The organism is Streptomyces sp. NBC_00582 (assembly GCF_036345155.1).
Taxonomy (GTDB): domain Bacteria; phylum Actinomycetota; class Actinomycetes; order Streptomycetales; family Streptomycetaceae; genus Streptomyces.
On record NZ_CP107772.1, the window covers coordinates 1,523,979 to 1,541,156 of the forward strand.

A 17,178-nucleotide genomic window follows, 5' to 3' on the forward strand; every position below is an offset into this window, starting at 1 on the left:
GGGTCTCATCACCTTTCGGGTGGCCCACGGAGCGTCTTCCGTGGCACCACGGAGGGGCGAGTACCCGTACCGGTGGTACGGACACGTCAGCCCTCGACGGGCACCTCGGCCCAGACCTGTTTGCCGCCGCTGACCGGGAGGGTGCCCCAGGCCTCGGAGACGGCCTCCACGAGGAGGATGCCGCGGCCACCGGTGGCCTCCCAGCCGAGGTTGGGCTTGACGGGCGTACGGGGCGAGGTGTCGGTGAGGGCGACCCGCAGCCGGTTGTTGACGAGGGTGAGGTCGAGGCGGACCCGGCCGTCGGTGTGCACCAGGGCGTTGGTGACGAGTTCGGAGACCACGAGCAGGACGGTGTCCACGGCGTCCCCGGACACCCCCCAGGAGCGCAGGGTGCGCCGGGTGAAGCGGCGGGCCTGCCGGGCCGCCTCCGGCACCCGCCACACGGTCCAGCCCTCGCGCAGGGGCTTGACGGCCATGCCGTCGTAGCGCATCAGCAGCAGGGCCACGTCGTCGGCGCGGTGGGCGCCGCCGAGCAGGGCGTCGGCGACGAGGCCCAGGTCGGCGGGGTCGGAGGCGGACAGTTCCTCGGCGAGCCGGGCCAGTCCGGTGTCGATGTCGAGGGCGGCGGACTCCACGAGCCCGTCCGTGGTCAGGGCGATGACCGTGCCGGGCAGCAGCCGCAGCGGGGTCATCGGGAACTCGGTGCGGTCCAGTACGCCGAGCGGGGGACCGCCCTCGCCCTCGGCGAGCTCGGTCGATCCGTCCGGGTGGCGCAGCACCGGTGGCGGGTGTCCGGCGCGCACGCACCAGCCGGTGCCCGACTCCATGTCGATGTCGACGTAGGCGCAGGTGGCGAACAGGTCGGTCTCCAGCTCCGTCAGGAGCCGGTTGGCGTGGGCGACGACCACGTCCGGGGGGTGGCCCTCTGCTGCGTAGGCGCGCAGGGCGGTGCGCATCTGGCCCATCAGGGTGGCGGCGGCGGCGCTGTGGCCCTGGACGTCGCCGATGACGAGGGCCACGTGGTGGTCGGGGAGCGGGATCACGTCGTACCAGTCGCCGCCGACCTCCAGTCCGGCGGTGGCGGGCAGATAGCGGGCGACGGCGACCCCGCCGGGGAGCGCGGGCAGCCGGCGCGGAAGGAGCTGGCGCTGGAGCATGCCGACGAGTTCGTGCTCGGCGTCGAAGGCGTGGGCGCGCAGCAGGGCTTGTCCGGCGAGCCCGGCGGAGGCGGTGAGCAGGGCGCGTTCCTCGGGGCCGAAGTCGTGCGGGCTGTCCCAGCCGATGAGACAGGCGCCCGCCATACGGCCCGCGGCGGGCAGCGGGAGGACGGCGAGGCCGCCGGGGCCGACCTCGGCGAGGGCGGGTTCCAGTGCACCGGCGCCGGCGGGCCAGATCCGGGCGCGGCCCCCGCGCAGCGCGGCCGCGAGGGTGGGCATGGCGCGCACGGGCGCGTCGGGCCACTCGCCGCGCCACTCCGAGCGCCACAGCTCGGGCCAGGCCTCGGGGTCGGGCGGGTCGAGGACGATGACGACGAGGCGTTCGTTCTCCAGCTCGGCGAGCGCGATCCGGTCGGCCCGCAGCGGCTCGCGCAGCGCGGTGACGACGGCCTGGCTGACGTCCCGTACGGTGCCGGCGGTGGCGAGGGCGGCGGCCAGGCGCTGGACCCGCGCCACGTCGGTGACCTCGGCGCGCAGGGTGGAGGCGTCGGCGACGGTGCCGACGAGCCGGGGCGGCCGGTCCTCGCCGCCGGGCAGGAGCCGGCCGCGCAGCCGCAGCCAGCGGGGCGGGGCGTCGGGCTGCAGGACCCGGAACTCCAGTTCGCGTTCGCCGATCGACATGTGGTCGGCCTCGACGACGGACATCAGCGAGGGCAGGTCCTCGGGGACCGTGCGGGCGAGCAGGGTCTCCACCCGGCCGTCGAAGTCCTCCCGGCCCATGCCGAACAGCTCCAGCAGGGTGTCGCCGACCTCGACCCGGCCGGTGTCCATGGCGAGACCGAAGGAGCCGGCGCCCGCTGCGCCCTCCGTGTCGGCGGTGGGGAGCGCGGGCGCGGCGAGGGCCTCCGCGACGAGGGCGAGACAGGCGCGGTCGTCGTCGTCGAAGCCGGCGGGGCGGTCGCTGACGGCGAGCAGCGGACCGTCCCGGCCGCCGGGCACGGGCAGCGCCGCCAGATGGACGTCGCGGACGGACATCCGCCACTCCGGGGCACCCTCGGCGAGGTGTTCCGGTCCCAGCCACACCGGGCGTCCGGTGCGGTGGGCGTCGGCGACCGGGGAGCGCCCGTCGGCGGGGTAGCTCTCGCGCAGCCCGTACAGGGCCCCGGGCACGCCCGCCGACTCGGTCAGCCGCAGGGGTCCGCCGTCCTCGCCGGCGGTGTACACGGCGGCGAGGGAGGCTCCCGTGAAGACGAGCGCCTGTTCGAGGACGCGCCGCACCCGCTCCGGGGAGGCGGGATCGGCCGTGATCGTCTTGAGGGCGATTTCGGCACGCACGGGTCCCCTTCCGCGCCCCGCAGCACCCTCACTGGCCACGTCCGCAATTACAGCGCGTATGAGACCGCCGCGCAGCCCCTCCGGAGCGCACGACCACCCCCGCCGCCACCGCTTTCCCCGCGCCGCGCGCCCTGCCGCGCCTGCGTCGCCCCGCCCGCCGCGCGTTCGCCGTGCGCCGTGGGCCGTCTGGGGGCAGATTTGGAGCCGGAACCCGGGGTGGCCGGTGGACCGAGGAGGTGGTCGCCGTGTCCGACGGGCTGGAGGCCGGTCAGGCGACCGCACCCGTGCGGTCGCCGGTGGGCAGGCCGCTGCTGTCCCTGGCGCTGACCTCGATGATGGACGCGGTCGGCGCGCACTCGGGTGCGGTGTATCTGCGGCCGGGCGACGAACCGGTGCTCCAGATGGCGGTGACCGCGGGCCTGCCCCGTTCGTTCGCGGCGCCCTGGGAGCGGGTCGGCCTGAACGCGCCGATCCCGGTGGCGGAGGCGGTGCGGGAACGGCGGCTGGTGTGGGTCGGCGGGGAGGAGGACATGGCCCGCCGCTATCCCCGGATCGCGGTCGTGCTGCCGTACCCCTTCGCGCTGGCGGCGATGCCGGTGGCGACGGAGGCGCGGGCGTACGGCGCGGTGTACGTGACCTGGCCCAGTTCGCATCCGCCGGAGCTGTCCGAGCGGGAGCGCGAGGAGCTGACGGCGGGCTGCGAGCGGCTGGCGGTGCGACTGGAGCGGACGGTGGCGGAGAACCGTACGCTGCGGGTCGAGTCGGATCTGATGGACGCGTGGTCGATCGGCGGCACCGCGGACACCCTCGGCACCGTGGAGGCGGCCCGGATGGTGGCCCGGCTGCCGTACGGGCTGTGTTCGCTGGACCTGAGCGGGCGGGTGGGCTTCGCCAACGCGGCGGCGGCGGAACTGCTCGGGGCGCCGGTGCAACGGCTGCTCGGGGTGCAGCTGTGGGCGGCGGTGCCCTGGCTCAACGATCCCTCGTACGAGGAGCGCTACCGGGCGGCGCTGATCGGTCAGGCACCCGTGTCGTTCGTGGCGCTGCGGCCGCCCTCGGACTGGCTGTCGTTCCGGCTGTATCCGAGCACCACGGGGATCAGTGTGCGGATCACCCGGGCCCGCAACGTCTCGGAGCCCCGGCCGTCGCCGGCCCGTCCGGGCGACGCGCCGACCCGGCTGGTGTCGATGTCGCAGGCGCTGAGCCTCGCGGGGGCGCTGACCGAGACGGTGACCGTGCAGGACGTGGTGGGTCTGGTCGCGGACGAGATCGCGCCGACCGTGGGCAGCCAGGCGCTGGCGCTGCTCGGGGCGCGGGCGGGCCGGCTGCACGTGCTGGGCCATCACGGGTATCCCGACCCGCGGGTGGTGGAGCGGTTCGACGGGATGCCGCTGTCGGCCGGGACGCCGGGCGCGCACGCCGTCGCCCACGGCGTCCCGGCGTTCTTCGCGTCCCGGCGGCAGTTGGAGCAGCTGTATCCGGCCAAGCGCTCCACCCCGGACGGCTTCGCGGCCTGGGCGTACCTGCCGCTGATCGCCTCGGGCCGCCCGGTGGGCGCGTGTGTGCTGACGTACGCGGAACCGCACGAGTTCTCCACGCACGAGCGGGCGGTGCTGACCAGTCTGGCCGGGCTGATCGCGCAGGCCCTGGACCGGGCCCTGCTCTACGACGTCAAGCACCAGCTCGCGCACGGCCTGCAGGCGGCCCTCCTCCCCCACTCGCTGCCTCCGCTGCCCGGTGTGCAGGCGACCGCCCGCTATCTGCCGGCCACCCGGGGCATGGAGATCGGCGGCGACTTCTACGACCTGGTGCCGTCCCGGCCGCAGGCGGCGGCGGTGATCGGGGACGTCCAGGGCCACAACGTGACGGCGGCCGGGCTGATGGGCCAGCTCCGGACGGCCGTACGGGCGTACACGACCGTCGGGCAGGAGCCGGCGGAGGTGATGCGCAGCACCAACCGGCTGCTGATCGACCTGGGGTCGGAGCTGTTCGCGAGCTGTCTGTATCTGCGGCTGGACCCGGAACACGGCCGGGCGGTGATGGCGCGGGCCGGGCATCCCCCGCCGCTGCTGCGCCGGGCGGACGGACAGGTGCGGGTCCTCGACCTCGCGGGCGGTCCGCTGCTGGGCATCGACGGGGCGGCGACGTATCCGACGACGGAGGTGGAACTCGCCCCCGGTTGTGTCCTCGCGCTGTACACCGACGGGCTGATCGAGACACCGGGGGTGGACATCGAGGACGCGGTCGCCGCTCTGGGGCGGCGGCTGGGCGCGGTCGGCGACCGTCCGCTGGAGGAGCTGGCCGACGAGCTGGTGAGGCCGTACGCGGCGGCCGAGGAGCGGATCGACGACGTGGCGCTGCTGTTGCTGCGGGCCGGGGATCGGTGACCAGCCGGACGTGAACGGTCCGGCCCCCGCCGGAGGGCCGGACCGTTCACTTGGTTCCGGTGGTCAGCGTGTGCTGACGCGGTGTCAGTGCGACTCGTTCACGCCCGAGCCGCCCTCGACACCGTTGTTGTCCTGCGCGTCGGCGCCGTTCTGGTCCTGGGCGCCGTTGCCGGCCTCCTGGCCGTTGCCGGCCTCGTCGCCGCCCTGGACGGCCTCGCCGGTGTTGTCGTCGATACCGTCACCGTTCTCGTCCACGGCACCCGCACCGGCGTTGTCGTCGCCGCCCTGGACGGCCTCGCCGGTGTTGTCGTCGATACCGTCACCGTTCTCGTCCACGGCACCCACGCCGGCGTTGTCGTCGCCGCCTTGGACGGCCTCGCCGGTGTTGTCGTCGATACCGTCACCGTTCTCGTCCACGGCACCCGCACCGGCGTTGTCACCGCCGACCCCGTCTCCGGCGCCGACACCGCCGCCGTCACCGAGGGTCGCGCCGGTCGCCTGCAGGGCGGTGGTCACCGGCTGGAAGAAGGTCTCGCCGCCGGCCTGGCAGTCACCGCTGCCGCCCGAGGTCAGGCCTATCGCCTGGCCGTCCTGGGTGAACAGGGGGCCGCCGCTGTCGCCGGGCTCGGCGCAGACGTTCGTCTGGATGAGGCCGTTGACGGTGTCGACGCCGTTGGGGTCGGTCTCGCTCTGGAAGTTGACCGTGGCGTCGAGGGCGAGCACCTGGCCGTCGTTGAGGCCGGTGGTGCTGCCCATCCGGAAGACCTGGGTGCCCACGACCGCGTCGGCGGCCTGCGAGATGGCGACGGTCTGCTGGCCGACATTGACCTCGCTCGGCGCCTCGGTGTTCGGGTCGTCGTACTTCACGAGTGCGAAGTCGCCGTCGCCGGGGAAGGTCGCCTGGTCGACCGTGGCGATCGGCTGGCCGGTCTCGGAGTCGGACCACTGCTTGGCGGCCACACCGCAGTGGCCGGCGGTCAGGAAGGCCGGGCTTCCGTCACTCGCGGTGACGTTGAAGCCGAGGGAGCAGCGGACCGTGCCGCCCTCCGCCTGGGCGAAGATGGCGTCACCGCCGGAGACCTTCGTGGAGAAGGTGCCGGCCGACTTCTTGAGGGTCGCCATGCCCGACCCGAGCTTCGCGACCGTGGACTGGATTTTGTCCCAGTTGTTGCCGGTGACCGTGGAGTCGGCGGTGACCAGGATCTTGTCCGTCTTCGGGTCGACGGCCCAGGCGGTGCCGGGGAGGGTCGCCTCCGCCTTCAGCGTCTTGGCGGCGGCCGCGAGTTCGGCCGCGCTGTTCTCCACCTGGCGGACCTTGGCGCCGGCCTTCTCGGCCTGGACGATGACGTTGTTGTCGTCGCCGTCGACGTTCACGACGTTGATCACGAGCTGCTGGCCGTCGGAGTCGTAGTACGAACCGGCGAAGGCGTCACCGAGCAGCTCCTCGAGCTGTGCGGCGAGGTCCGAGGCGTCGCCCGACTTCAGGGTCTTGACGGAGGCGGCGTTGTTGGAGCCGTCCTGGGAGGCGTTGGCCTGGGGAAGCAGGATGGCCGCTGCTCCGAGCGCCGCGACACCACCGACCGCGATGATGGCCTTGCGCTTCGTAACTCGCTTGTGACTCAAAAAACTCGACCTCCTGGGGGACGGGGTCTGGCTGCCGGTCGTCGACAGCTCCGTACAGCGGCGCCTGGTTGGCCATGAGTACGCGGGCTGCACGGGGTGCGTTCAATCGCGTTTGCCAATTGCCTTTGCGCAATGCGGAATCGGCCATGACCGTGTCCTGACCGGGCCATGGGGAGGGAACCGCCCATACCGCGACGACCGCCCGCGAAGCAGACGGGATCCTTCCAGGACACGACCGTCGACATCCCGCCAGGCGCACAGGCCCCCCACAGCGTCGGCTTGATCGGATGTCTCGATCCCGACAGCTCCGGCCGCGGCGCCGGACCACGCACGGTGAGCAGGCCGTCACGCTCGGCGGTCGTCGGAGAATCTGCACACCGATTGCCCAACCGGGTCACCGGAAGCGGGGATTCTGCACAACTCCCGGGGGTCGCACACGCCATTGGGGCAGGAGTGTCGGATTCGCCGCGACAGCCCCCGCCGCTCATCCGAGCGAATCCGGCCAAAGTCGTGAAGGAGTCGGCGACAAGTCGTGCGCGCGCCTGCACCGTTTGCCGCCGGAGTGCCGCAAGTTCCCAGGTGAGGCCGGTGATTGATTGGAAGCGGGCCCGGCGGACCTGCTTTCATCCATCGCACCGCAGGGTTCGGACGCCTCCCGGAAACGGGGGTTCGGCCCTGACGGTCGCGGCCGTCATCTGTCCCCAGAGGGGGCCGCTCCCCCCTTGTGAGATATCCATATGAAGGGAAGTTCCCCCATGAACTCCACCCCCCAGGTTGAGACCGTCGAGATCTCCGACGCGGACCTCGACAACGTCTCCGGCGGTCTGTCCGTGAACGCCCTCGGCACCGTCACGGGCCTGGTGGACGGCATCGCCCCGGTCTCCGGCCTGGTCAACACGGCCGTCGGCACCGTCGAGGGCGTCACCGGCCTGAGCACCGCCCCGGTCGCCAACCTGGTCGCCGGTCTCTGATCACACCCCGTGTGACCTCCCGAGTCCCGGAGCCCCCACCCGGCTCCGGGACTCGTCGGCGTCCCGACCCCTCGAGAGAAGCCCGTGCAGTTCCGCCAACAGGCCCTCGCCAAGCTCCAGTCACCGGAGGAACTCGACCTGCCGGTGCGTTTCGCGCGCCCACAGGGCCGGCTGGTGCTGGCCGTGACCGTCGCCGTCCTGGCGGCCGCCTCCGGGTGGGCGGTGACCGGCTCGGTCGCCTCCACGGTGAGCGCGCCCGCCGTCCTCACCCACGGCGAGGGCAGCTACCTCCTGCAGAGCCCGGCCGCCGGCCAGGTCACCGCCGTCCTCGCCAAGGAGGGCGAACGGCTGCCCGCCGACTCCCCCGTGCTGAAGGTCCGTACGGCCGACGGGGAGGCCGTCGTGCGCACGGTCGCCGCGGGCCGGATCACCGCCCTCGCCGTCACGCTCGGCCAGATCCTCTCCACCGGCGCGAACGTCGCGGCCGTGGAGAAGGTCGCGGGCGCCGACGACCCGCTGTACGCGACGGTGTACGTACCGGCCCGGAACGCCGCGTCGATCCCCGAGGACGCGGCCGTCGACCTGACCGTGCAGACCGTGCCCGCCCAGGAGTACGGCGTGCTGCGCGGCCATGTGAAGTCGGTGGACCGTACGGCCCAGTCGGCGCAGCAGATCTCCGCGTTCCTCGGCGACAGCCGGCTCGGCGAGCAGTTCACCGAGGACGGACGTCCGGTGGCGGTGCTCGTACGGCTCGACACGTCGGCGTCCACGAAGAGCGGCTACCGGTGGTCGTCGGCGGACGGGCCGCCGTACACGATCGGTTCCATGACCATGGCCACCGGTTCGATCCGGCTGGCCGACCAGCGCCCCGTCGATTGGCTGCTTCCGTGACCACCGCCGAGCGGACCCGGAGCCGACGGCGCGCGGCGCCGCCCCGGCGCACGGTCCCCAGGAGCCGTACGAAGACGGTCCGCACCCCGACCGTGCTGCAGATGGAGGCCGTGGAGTGCGGCGCCGCCTCCCTCGCGATGGTCCTCGGCCACTACGGCCGGCATGTCCCGCTGGAGGAACTGCGCATCGCGTGCGGTGTCTCGCGCGACGGCTCGCGCGCCGGCAACCTGCTGAAGGCGGCGCGGGGTTACGGCCTGACGGCCAAGGGCATGCAGATGGACCTGGCGGCCCTCGCCGAGGTGAGGGCGCCCGCCATCCTGTTCTGGGAGTTCAACCACTACGTCGTCTACGACGGCATGGGCCGCCGCTTCGGCCGCCGGGGCGTGTACGTCAACGACCCCGGCAAGGGGCGGCGGTTCGTGCCGATGGAGGACTTCGACGGCAGCTTCACCGGTGTCGTGCTGGTGCTGGAGCCCGGCGAGGGGTTCGAACGCGGCGGACGCCGGCCGGGGGTGCTGGGCGCGATGCCGGCCCGGCTGCGCGGCACGGCGGGCACCCTGCCGGCCGCGGTGCTGGCGAGTCTGCTGCTGGTGCTGGTCGGTGCCGCCGTCCCGGCGCTGAGCCGGACCTACATCGACCTGTTCCTGATCGGCGGTCAGACCTCGCTGCTGGGGGTGCTGTTCGCGTCCATGGGCACCTGTGTCCTGCTGACGGTCGCGCTGACCTGGCTGCAACAGGCCAACCTGCACCACGGCCGCATCATCTCCTCCACGCTCTCCAGCGCCCGGTTCCTGCGCCATCTGCTGCGGCTGCCGGTGACGTTCTTCTCCCAGCGCAGCCCGGCCGACCTGGTGCAGCGCCTCCAGTCGAACGACGCCGTCGCCGAGACCCTCGCCCGCGATCTGGCCTCGGCGGGCGTGGACGCGATCGTCGTCGTCCTGTACGCGGTCCTCCTCTACACCTACGACCCGCAGCTCACGTTCGTCGGCATCGGTGTGGCGCTGCTGAACGTCGTCGCCATGCGGATCGTGGTCCGGATGCGCGCGACCCGGACGGCGAAGCTGCGCGCGGACACCGCACGGCTCACCAACACGGCGTACACCGGGCTGCAGTTGATCGAGACGATGAAGGCGACCGGCGGGGAGGACGGCTACTTCCGCAAGTGGGCGGGGCAGCACGCCACCACGCTGGAGGAGCAGCAGCGGCTCGGGGTGCCGAGCGCCTGGCTGGGCGTGGTCGCGCCGACGCTCGCCACCCTCAACAGCGCGCTGATCCTGTGGATCGGCGGGATGCGGGCCATCGAGGGCCATGTCTCCGTGGGGCTGCTGGTCGCCTTCCAGGCGCTGGTCGCCCGTTTCACGGCGCCGCTGACCCGCCTCAACGGGGTGGCGGGCCGGATCCAGGACTTCGCGGCGGACGTGGCCCGGCTCAAGGACGTGGAGAGCTTCCGCGCCGACCCGCTCTACGACCGTCGCACGGGCGCCGACTCCACCCGCCGGCTCCGGGGGCATGTCGAGCTGGAGGACGTCACGTTCGGCTACAGCCCGCTGGACAAGCCCCTGCTGTCGGGGTTCGACCTGAGCGTCGGCCCCGGGCAGCAGGTGGCGCTGGTCGGCGGCTCGGGCAGCGGGAAGTCGACGGTCTCCCGGCTGCTGTCCGGTCTGTACACGCCCTGGGAGGGCGTGATCCGGATCGACGGACAGCGGCTGGAGGACATCCCGCGCGGGGCGCTCGCCTCCTCCGTCTCCTTCGTCGACCAGGAGGTGTTCCTCTTCGAGGGCACCGTCCGCGACAACGTGGCGCTGTGGGACCCGTCCATCCCGGACGACGCGGTGGTCGAGGCGCTGCGGGACGCGGCGCTGTACGACGTCGTCATGCGCCGGCCCGGCGGCATCACCGCCAGGGTCGAGCAGGACGGCCGCAACTTCTCCGGTGGTCAGCGTCAACGCCTGGAGATCGCGCGGGCGTTGGTGCGCAGGCCCAGCATCCTCGTCCTGGACGAGGTGACGAGCGCGCTGGACGCGGAGACGGAGCTGGTCGTGATGGACAACCTGCGCCGGCGCGGCTGCGCCTGTGTGGTGATCGCCCATCGGCTGAGCACGGTCCGCGACAGCGACGAGATCGTGGTGCTCCAGCACGGCACGATCGTCGAGCGCGGGCGGCACGAGGACCTCGTCGCGCGCGGCGGGGCGTACGCGGCGCTGGTCAGGGAGCGGTGAGTCCCGTGCAGGACGGTGATGTCGTCCTCGGCGCGCTGGGCGGGACGGGTGCGCGCGTCGACTGCGCCGGCTTCGGCCGCCTCGACCTCGAGGGCCCCCAGGTGCTGTGGCTGGTCACGTCCGGTGCCCTGGACCTGTTCGCGGTGGACGCCGAACAGCAGGGCCACTGGCACCACCTGGGCCGTCTGGAGGCGGGCGCGCTGCTGCTCGGTCCGGTCTCCGGGCCGCAACACACCCTGATCGCCCGCCCGTCGCGCGACTGTGTGGTGCACCGCATCGGTCTGCGCGAGCTGTACCGGCCCGCCGGCACCCAGACCTGGTCCTACGACGAGTACGGCAACCCGCGGTACGTGCCGCCGACGTCGAGCCCGCTGGAGTACGCGCTCGCGCTCGGCGTCGGCCGCGGTCTGACCGTCCTCTTCCAGGCACCGACGGCCTCGGAGCAGCCGGCCGAGGTGACCGACGACGACGTGTTCTGGATGCAGGTCCCGCCGGGGAGCGTGCGGTACGGCTCCCTCTACGGCGCGGAGGCGGCCGCCGACCTGCTGATGGACCCGGCGGTGTGGCAGAGCATGGTCGACCAGCAGTACCGCCTGCTGACCACGCTGGACCGCTGGATCGAGCAGGTGGAGCGCACCCACGAGACGCGTGCCGCCGCCGGGATCAAGGCGGGCGAGGCGGTCCGGGCGCAGGCCGACCGGACCCTGCTCGCCGCGATCGGCGGCAAGGGGGGCCGGCGCACCACGCCCGCCGACGCGGACGCCACCTTCGCCGCCTGCCGGCTGGTCGCCGAGGCGGCCGGGATCGTCCTCGCGGAGCCCGCGCGGGCGGGGGCCGGTGACGACCGTCTCGACCCGGTCGAGCAGGTGGCCCTGGCCTCCCGGGTGCGTACCCGTGCGGTACGGCTCGACGGGCGCTGGTGGCGCGACGACGTGGGCCCGCTGGTCGGCCACCGGGCGCTGTCCGGGGCCCCGGTCGCGCTGCTCTGGCGGCGCGGCGGGTATGTCGCCGTCCACCCGGCGACCGGGCGGGAGACCCCGGTCGAGAAGGCGAACGCCGAGGAGTTCGAGCCGCGGGCCGTGATGTTCTACCGGCCGCTGCCCGAACGGGGTTTGAGCCCGCTGGGCCTGCTGCGGTTCAGCATGCGCGGCACCGGCGGCGATCTGGGCAACATGCTGCTGAGCGGGCTGGTGACGGTGGCGATCGGGGCGCTGGTGCCGATCGCGACGGGCAAGGTGCTCGGCGCGTACGTGCCGAGGGCACAGGCGGGGGCGATCGCGCAGATGTGTCTGGCCGTGATGGTCAGCGGGGTGGTCGCGGCGGCGTTCCTGCTGTTGCAGAACCTCACCATCCTGCGGCTGGAGGGCCGGATCGAGTCGACGCTCCAACCGGCCGTGTGGGACCGGCTGTTGAGGCTGCCGACGACGTTCTTCGCCGAGCGGTCCACGGGTGAGCTGGCCAGTGCCGCCATGGGCGTCAGCGCGATCCGCCGGCTGCTGGCGGGGCTCGGCCCCTCGGTGGCGCAGTCGGTGACCGTCGGCGCGATGAACCTGGGGCTGCTGCTGTGGTACAGCGTGCCGATGGCGCTGGCGGCGATCGGCATGCTCGTCGTGATCGCGGGGGTGTTCCTGGGGCTCGGGCTGTGGCAGGTGCGGTGGCAGCGGCGGCTGGTGGTGCTCTCCAACCAGCTCAACAACCAGGCGTTCCAGACCCTGCGGGGTCTGCCGAAGCTGCGGGTGGCGGCCGCCGAGAACTACGCGTACGCGGCCTGGGCGGAACGGTTCGCGCGCAGCCGTGAGCTCCAGCAGCGGCTCGGCCGGATCAAGAACCTCACCACCGTGCTGGGCGCGGTGTACCTGCCGCTGTGTTCCCTGCTGATGTTCATGCTGCTGGCCGGTCCGGCGCGCGGCGCGCTGTCGGCGGCGGACTTCCTCACCTTCAACACGTCGATGACACTGCTGCTGACCTCGGTCACCTCGCTGACCGGCGCCTTCGTGGCGGCGGTGGGCGCGCTGCCGCTGTTCGAGGAGATCCGCCCGGTGCTGGAGGCGACGCCGGAGGTCCGCTCGGCGAGCACCCGGCCGGCCCCGCTCTCCGGCGCCCTGGAGGCCCGGCGGCTCTCCTTCCGCTACTCCGACGACGGCCCGCTCGTCCTCGACGACGTCTCCTTCGAGGTCCGGCCGGGCGAGTTCGTGGCGGTCGTCGGCCCCAGCGGCTGCGGCAAGTCGACGCTGCTGCGTCTGCTCATCGGCTTCGACAGGCCGGTCTCGGGCAGTGTCCTCTACGACGGCCAGGACCTGGCCGCCCTCGACCGGTCGGCGGTGCGCCGGAGTTGCGGTGTGGTGCTGCAGCACGCGCAGCCGTTCACCGGGTCGATCCTGGACGTCATCTGCGGCACCGAGGCCTACACCCCGGAGGAGGCGATGGCGGCCGCCGAACTGGCGGGGCTCGCGGAGGACATCCGGCGGATGCCGATGGGGCTGCACACCATCGTCTCCGGCAGCGGCTCGGTCTCCGGCGGCCAGCGCCAGCGGCTGATGATCGCCCAGGCCCTCATCCGCCGGCCGCGCATCCTGTTCTTCGACGAGGCGACCAGCGCCCTGGACAACGACACCCAGCGCACGGTCATGGAGAGCACCCGCAAGCTGAACGCCACCCGGATCGTCATCGCCCACCGGCTGTCGACGGTGCTGGACGCCGACCGGGTCGTCGTGATGGAGAACGGGAAGATCACCCAGCAGGGGCCGCCCGCCCGGCTCCTCGCGGACACGGGCGGGCGGCTGCACGAGCTGGTGCGACGGCAGTTGACGTAGCCTCAGGAGACTGTGGGGGCCGCCGTGGATCAGGTCGCTCCGGGCACCGGCGCCCCGGAGGGGAAGCCGGCCGCGAGACAGGCCCGGTAGTACGCCTCCCAGGATCGGGTGCCCCCGTCCGGTGCGGCCGCCGGACCACCCGCCGCCCTGGTGTCCAGCGCGGCCAGGCACACCTCCCAGCCGGCGGCGTTGCGCGCGGCGGCGTCGGCGCGTTCCAGGACGTCGGTGAGGGTGAGGCGGGTGCGTTCGTCGCCGTCGGGTTCGAGATCGAAGTGGAGTTCGTCGCCGCCCCAGGCGAAGGACAGATGGCTGAGCGCGTCCACCGCGAGGACCCTGCCGGTCGACTCGGGCAGGTTCGGATCCCCGCTGAAGTGGATCGTGCCGCCGGGACGCAGGTCCACCGCCACCCGGGACGGGAACCAGTGGGCCAGTTCGGCCGGGTCGGTGACGAACCGCCAGACGCGGGCGACCGGATGGGCGTAGGTGCGGGTGAAGCGGACCGCGGGCCGTCCGTCGTCCAGGGTGAGATGGACGCCCGTGAGGTCGGAGGGGTCCACGCCGTACTGCTCCCGGCCGTACAGGTGGAGCTGGATGCCGTCGGGGTCGTCGAAGACGAGCAGCGGGCCGAGGGTGGCCTCGATCAGGGGGGAGTGCGGGACGCCGAGCGCGTCGAGGTGGGCGGCCCAGGCCTCGACCGCGGCCCGGTCGCGGACCGCGAAGCTCACGGGATCGAAGTTCCGGCAGCCGAGGGCCGCCTCCGGGTTGACCCGGAGGGCGAGCAGGGTGTCCCCCAGCCCCGGGAGCGGGCCGCCGACCCCGCGCAGCACACCCTCGGCGTCGGGGAACTCGAGGGTGACCCGGAAGCCGAGGACCCTGGCGTACCAGTCGCGGGCCCGGTCGAGGTCGGTGACGGGGATCTTCACATGGTGGATTCCGGCGAGTTCCGGCATGGGGTCCACGCTACGGCCGCCCCGGCGACCCCCGCTAACGAAACTTTGCCGTTTCGCTGAAAGTGGTCTAGCCTCGATGTGTACGAAACAGTTTCGTTTACGTGTTCTTTGCCCTGCCTGCTCCCACCGCACCGAACGCCCTGGAGTGGTTCCCCATGTCCTCGAAGACCTTGACGGACGGCGCCCGCACGGGCGCCGAGCCGGCGCCGCCCGCTTCCACCAGGAAGTGGTGGATCCTCGCGGTCGTCGCCCTGGCCCAGCTCATGGTGGTGCTGGACGCCACCATCGTGAACATCGCCCTCCCCTCGGCCCAGGCGGACCTCGGGTTCTCCGACGGCAACCGGCAGTGGATCGTCACCGCGTACGCGCTGGCGTTCGCCTCGCTGCTGCTGCTCGGCGGCCGGATCGCGGACCTCTTCGGCCGCAAGACCGCCTTCCTCGTCGGGGTCGTCGGCTTCGCCGCGGTCTCCGCGCTGGGCGGCGCCGCCACCAACTTCGAGATGCTCGTCACCGCCCGTGCCCTCCAGGGCGCCTTCGGCGCGCTGCTCGCACCGGCCGCGCTCTCCCTGCTCAACACGACGTTCACCGACGCCAAGGAGCGGGCCAAGGCGTTCAGCGTCTACGGCGCCATCGCCGGCGCGGGCGGCGCGGTGGGCCTGCTGCTCGGCGGCATCCTGACCGACGCCCTGGACTGGCGCTGGACCCTCTACGTCAACGTGGCCATCGCCGTCCTCGCCTTCGCGGGCGGCTGGATCCTGCTGACCAACCACCGCGACGCCGGCGGCTCCAAGCTGGACGTCCCCGGCACCGTCCTGGTCGCCGCCGGGCTGTTCTCCCTGGTCTACGGCTTCTCCAACGCCGAGACGCACGACTGGGGCTCCGCGCTGACCTGGGGCTTCCTGATAGCGGGCGGGGTGCTGCTGGTGGCGTTCGCCTGGTGGCAGACCCGCGCGGAGCACCCGCTGCTGCCGCTGCGCATCCTGCTCGACCGCAACCGCGCCGCCTCCTTCTTCGCCGTGCTGATCTCCGGTGCGGGCATGTTCGGCGTGTTCCTCTTCCTCACCTACTACCTCCAGCTCAACCTGGGCTTCAGCCCGACGAAGACCGGTGTGGCGTTCCTGCCGATGGTCGCCGCGCTGATGGTGACGGCACAGGTCGGCACGACGGTCCTGGTGCCCCGTATGGGACCGAAGGCGGTCATCCCGCTGGGCTTCGCGGTCGCGGCGGCCGGTATGGCCTGGCTGACCGGGATCGGCGTGGGGTCCGACTACACGAGCGCGGTGCTGCCGCAGCTGGTCGTCACCGGTGTCGGCCTCGGCCTGGTCATGCCGCCCGCCATGCAGATGGCCACCGGCGGGGTCGCCGCCGAGGACGCGGGCGTGGCGTCCGCGACGGTCAACGCCATGCAGCAGGTGGGCGGTTCGATCGGCACGGCCCTGCTGAACACCCTGGCCGCGAGCGCCGCGACCGACTACCTGGCCGGCCGGGACGCCACCAGCAAGCTGGTCCAGGCGCAGGCGACCATCGAGAGCTACACCACCGCCTTCTGGTGGTCGGCCGGCCTGTTCACGGCGGGTGCGCTGATCGCGTTCCTGCTGTTCCGCCGCGGAGTGCCGCAGCAGGACGCGGACGCGGCCCCGGTCGTCCACATGTAGTCCCTGTGTGAGGGGCACACCGCCCCGGAGTCCGGGAGCCGCGCCGGGGAACGAGGAGCCACCGCCCGTGAGGGAGGTGGCTCCTTTCGTATGCACTCCCGCGTACTCCCGCGTAGGGAATCGGCCGTCTGGGTACTCGCCGGGCCATGAGAATCAGCGTGCTGGACGTGGGATCGAACACGGTGCGGCTGGTGGTGGCGGACGCCGAGGGCGGGGTGCCGCTCCCGGTGCACACCGCGAAGTGGCGGCTGCGCCTGTCCCAACAGGTCCGGCCCGGCGCCGCCGTCCCCGAGGAGGCCGTGGAACGACTGGTGGCCGCGGTCGCCTCGGCGGCCCGGACCGCGGACCGTTGGGGTGCCGCGGGTCCCCTGGCCTTCGCCACCGCCGTGGTGCGCGCCGCCCCCAACCAGGCGGAGGTGCTGCGGACGGTCCGCACCCGGACCGGGGTCGCGCTGTGCACCATGCCGGGCGAGCTGGAGGCGGAGCTGACCTTCCTCGGGGCGCGCCGCTGGATGGGCTGGCGGTCCGGGCCGCTCGCCCTGCTCGACATCGGCGGGGGCTCGTTCGAGGTGGCGTTCGGCCGCGGCCGGCTGCCGGACTTCGTGGCCTCGCTGCCGCTCGGGGCGAGCCGGCTCACGCATGACTTCTTCGTCGACGAGGACCCGCCCTCCCCCGACCAGGTCCGGGCGCTGCGCCGCAGGGTCCGCCATCAGCTCCGGGACGTGGCCGCCCGGATCCGCTGGGAGGGCCCGCGCACGGCGGTGGCCACCTCCCGCACGTTCCAGCAGCTCGGCCGGTTGTGCGGATCCCTGCCGGGCCGGCACGGCCCGTTCGTGGACCGCACCCTGGACCGACGCGACCTGCGCACGGCCGTCGACCGGCTCGCCGCCCTGCCCGCCGCCCGACGCGCCGAGCTCCCCGGCATCTCCGCACCGCGCGCCGGACAGAGCCTGGCCGGGGCGGTGGTCGGCCACACGGCGATGAAACTCGCGGGGCTGCGGACGGTCACGGTCTGCCCCTGGGCGATCCGCGAGGGCGTCATGCTGCGGCACATCGAGGACGGCGCAGCCTGGTGGGCGCAGGTCAGTCGCGTCGCCGACAGCCCGACCGGACCCCCCGAGCCGGTCCCGCTGCGCGTCGCGCGACACTGAACAGCCCGGAAGACACCCGATGTGAG

Annotated in this window: 10 protein-coding genes and 1 pseudogene; 7 read left to right on the top strand and 4 right to left on the bottom strand. The window is 73.1% G+C overall.

Annotation, left to right across the window (positions count from 1 at the left end):
• Positions 1-86: 86 nt before the first annotated feature.
• Entirely contained in the window at positions 87-2,531 is a 2,445-nt protein-coding gene (locus tag OG852_RS06245; RefSeq protein ID WP_133915913.1) for a SpoIIE family protein phosphatase, read from the bottom strand.
• A 197-nt stretch (positions 2,532-2,728) separates the two neighbouring features.
• On the opposite strand from OG852_RS06245, the gene OG852_RS06250 reads away from it, so the two are divergent.
• On the top strand, positions 2,729-4,879 hold the full coding sequence (locus OG852_RS06250) for a SpoIIE family protein phosphatase (RefSeq protein WP_330347303.1): 2,151 nt from the start codon (positions 2,729-2,731) through the stop codon (positions 4,877-4,879).
• Positions 4,880-4,963: 84 nt separating this feature from the next.
• On the opposite strand, the gene OG852_RS06255 is transcribed toward OG852_RS06250, so the two are convergent.
• The gene (locus OG852_RS06255; protein ID WP_330347304.1) at positions 4,964-6,502 is read right to left on the bottom strand and encodes a S1 family peptidase; all 1,539 of its coding nucleotides are present in this window, start codon (positions 6,500-6,502) and stop codon (positions 4,964-4,966) included.
• Positions 6,503-7,257: 755 nt separating this feature from the next.
• Between OG852_RS06255 and OG852_RS06260 the strand changes: the two genes are divergently transcribed.
• The 4 genes from OG852_RS06260 (at position 7,258) to OG852_RS06275 (ending at position 13,396) form a co-directional block, all read left to right on the top strand.
• Complete coding sequence (locus OG852_RS06260; RefSeq protein WP_133915910.1) at positions 7,258-7,473, top strand: type A2 lantipeptide; 216 nt, start codon at positions 7,258-7,260, stop codon at positions 7,471-7,473.
• 84 nt (positions 7,474-7,557) lie between these two features.
• Positions 7,558-8,364, top strand: a complete 807-nt coding sequence (locus OG852_RS06265) for an HlyD family efflux transporter periplasmic adaptor subunit (RefSeq protein WP_330347305.1) — start codon at positions 7,558-7,560, stop codon at positions 8,362-8,364.
• A complete protein-coding gene (locus OG852_RS06270) occupies positions 8,361-10,583 on the top strand; it encodes an NHLP family bacteriocin export ABC transporter peptidase/permease/ATPase subunit (protein ID WP_330347306.1) in 2,223 nt (740 codons plus the stop codon). Before OG852_RS06265 ends, OG852_RS06270 begins: the two co-directional genes overlap by 4 nt.
• Positions 10,580-13,396: an NHLP bacteriocin export ABC transporter permease/ATPase subunit gene (locus OG852_RS06275; protein WP_330347307.1), complete on the top strand. Its 2,817-nt coding sequence runs from the start codon at positions 10,580-10,582 to the stop codon at positions 13,394-13,396. The genes OG852_RS06270 and OG852_RS06275 overlap by 4 nt, the downstream gene beginning before the upstream one ends.
• Before the next feature lie 29 nt (positions 13,397-13,425).
• Here the strand turns inward: OG852_RS06275 and OG852_RS06280 are convergent, their stop codons facing one another.
• On the bottom strand, positions 13,426-13,953 hold the full coding sequence (locus OG852_RS06280; RefSeq protein WP_330351411.1) for an SRPBCC family protein: 528 nt from the start codon (positions 13,951-13,953) through the stop codon (positions 13,426-13,428).
• A 36-nt stretch (positions 13,954-13,989) separates the two neighbouring features.
• A pseudogene (locus OG852_RS06285) lies at positions 13,990-14,346 on the bottom strand (VOC family protein); the annotation flags it as partial.
• Between the two features lie 155 nt (positions 14,347-14,501).
• Here OG852_RS06285 and OG852_RS06290 point away from each other — a divergent pair.
• On the top strand, positions 14,502-16,001 hold the full coding sequence (locus tag OG852_RS06290) for an MFS transporter (RefSeq protein ID WP_133915906.1): 1,500 nt from the start codon (positions 14,502-14,504) through the stop codon (positions 15,999-16,001).
• Between the two features lie 146 nt (positions 16,002-16,147).
• The gene (locus OG852_RS06295) at positions 16,148-17,152 is read left to right on the top strand and encodes a Ppx/GppA phosphatase family protein (protein ID WP_133915905.1); all 1,005 of its coding nucleotides are present in this window, start codon (positions 16,148-16,150) and stop codon (positions 17,150-17,152) included.
• The last annotated feature ends 26 nt before the right edge of the window (positions 17,153-17,178 follow it).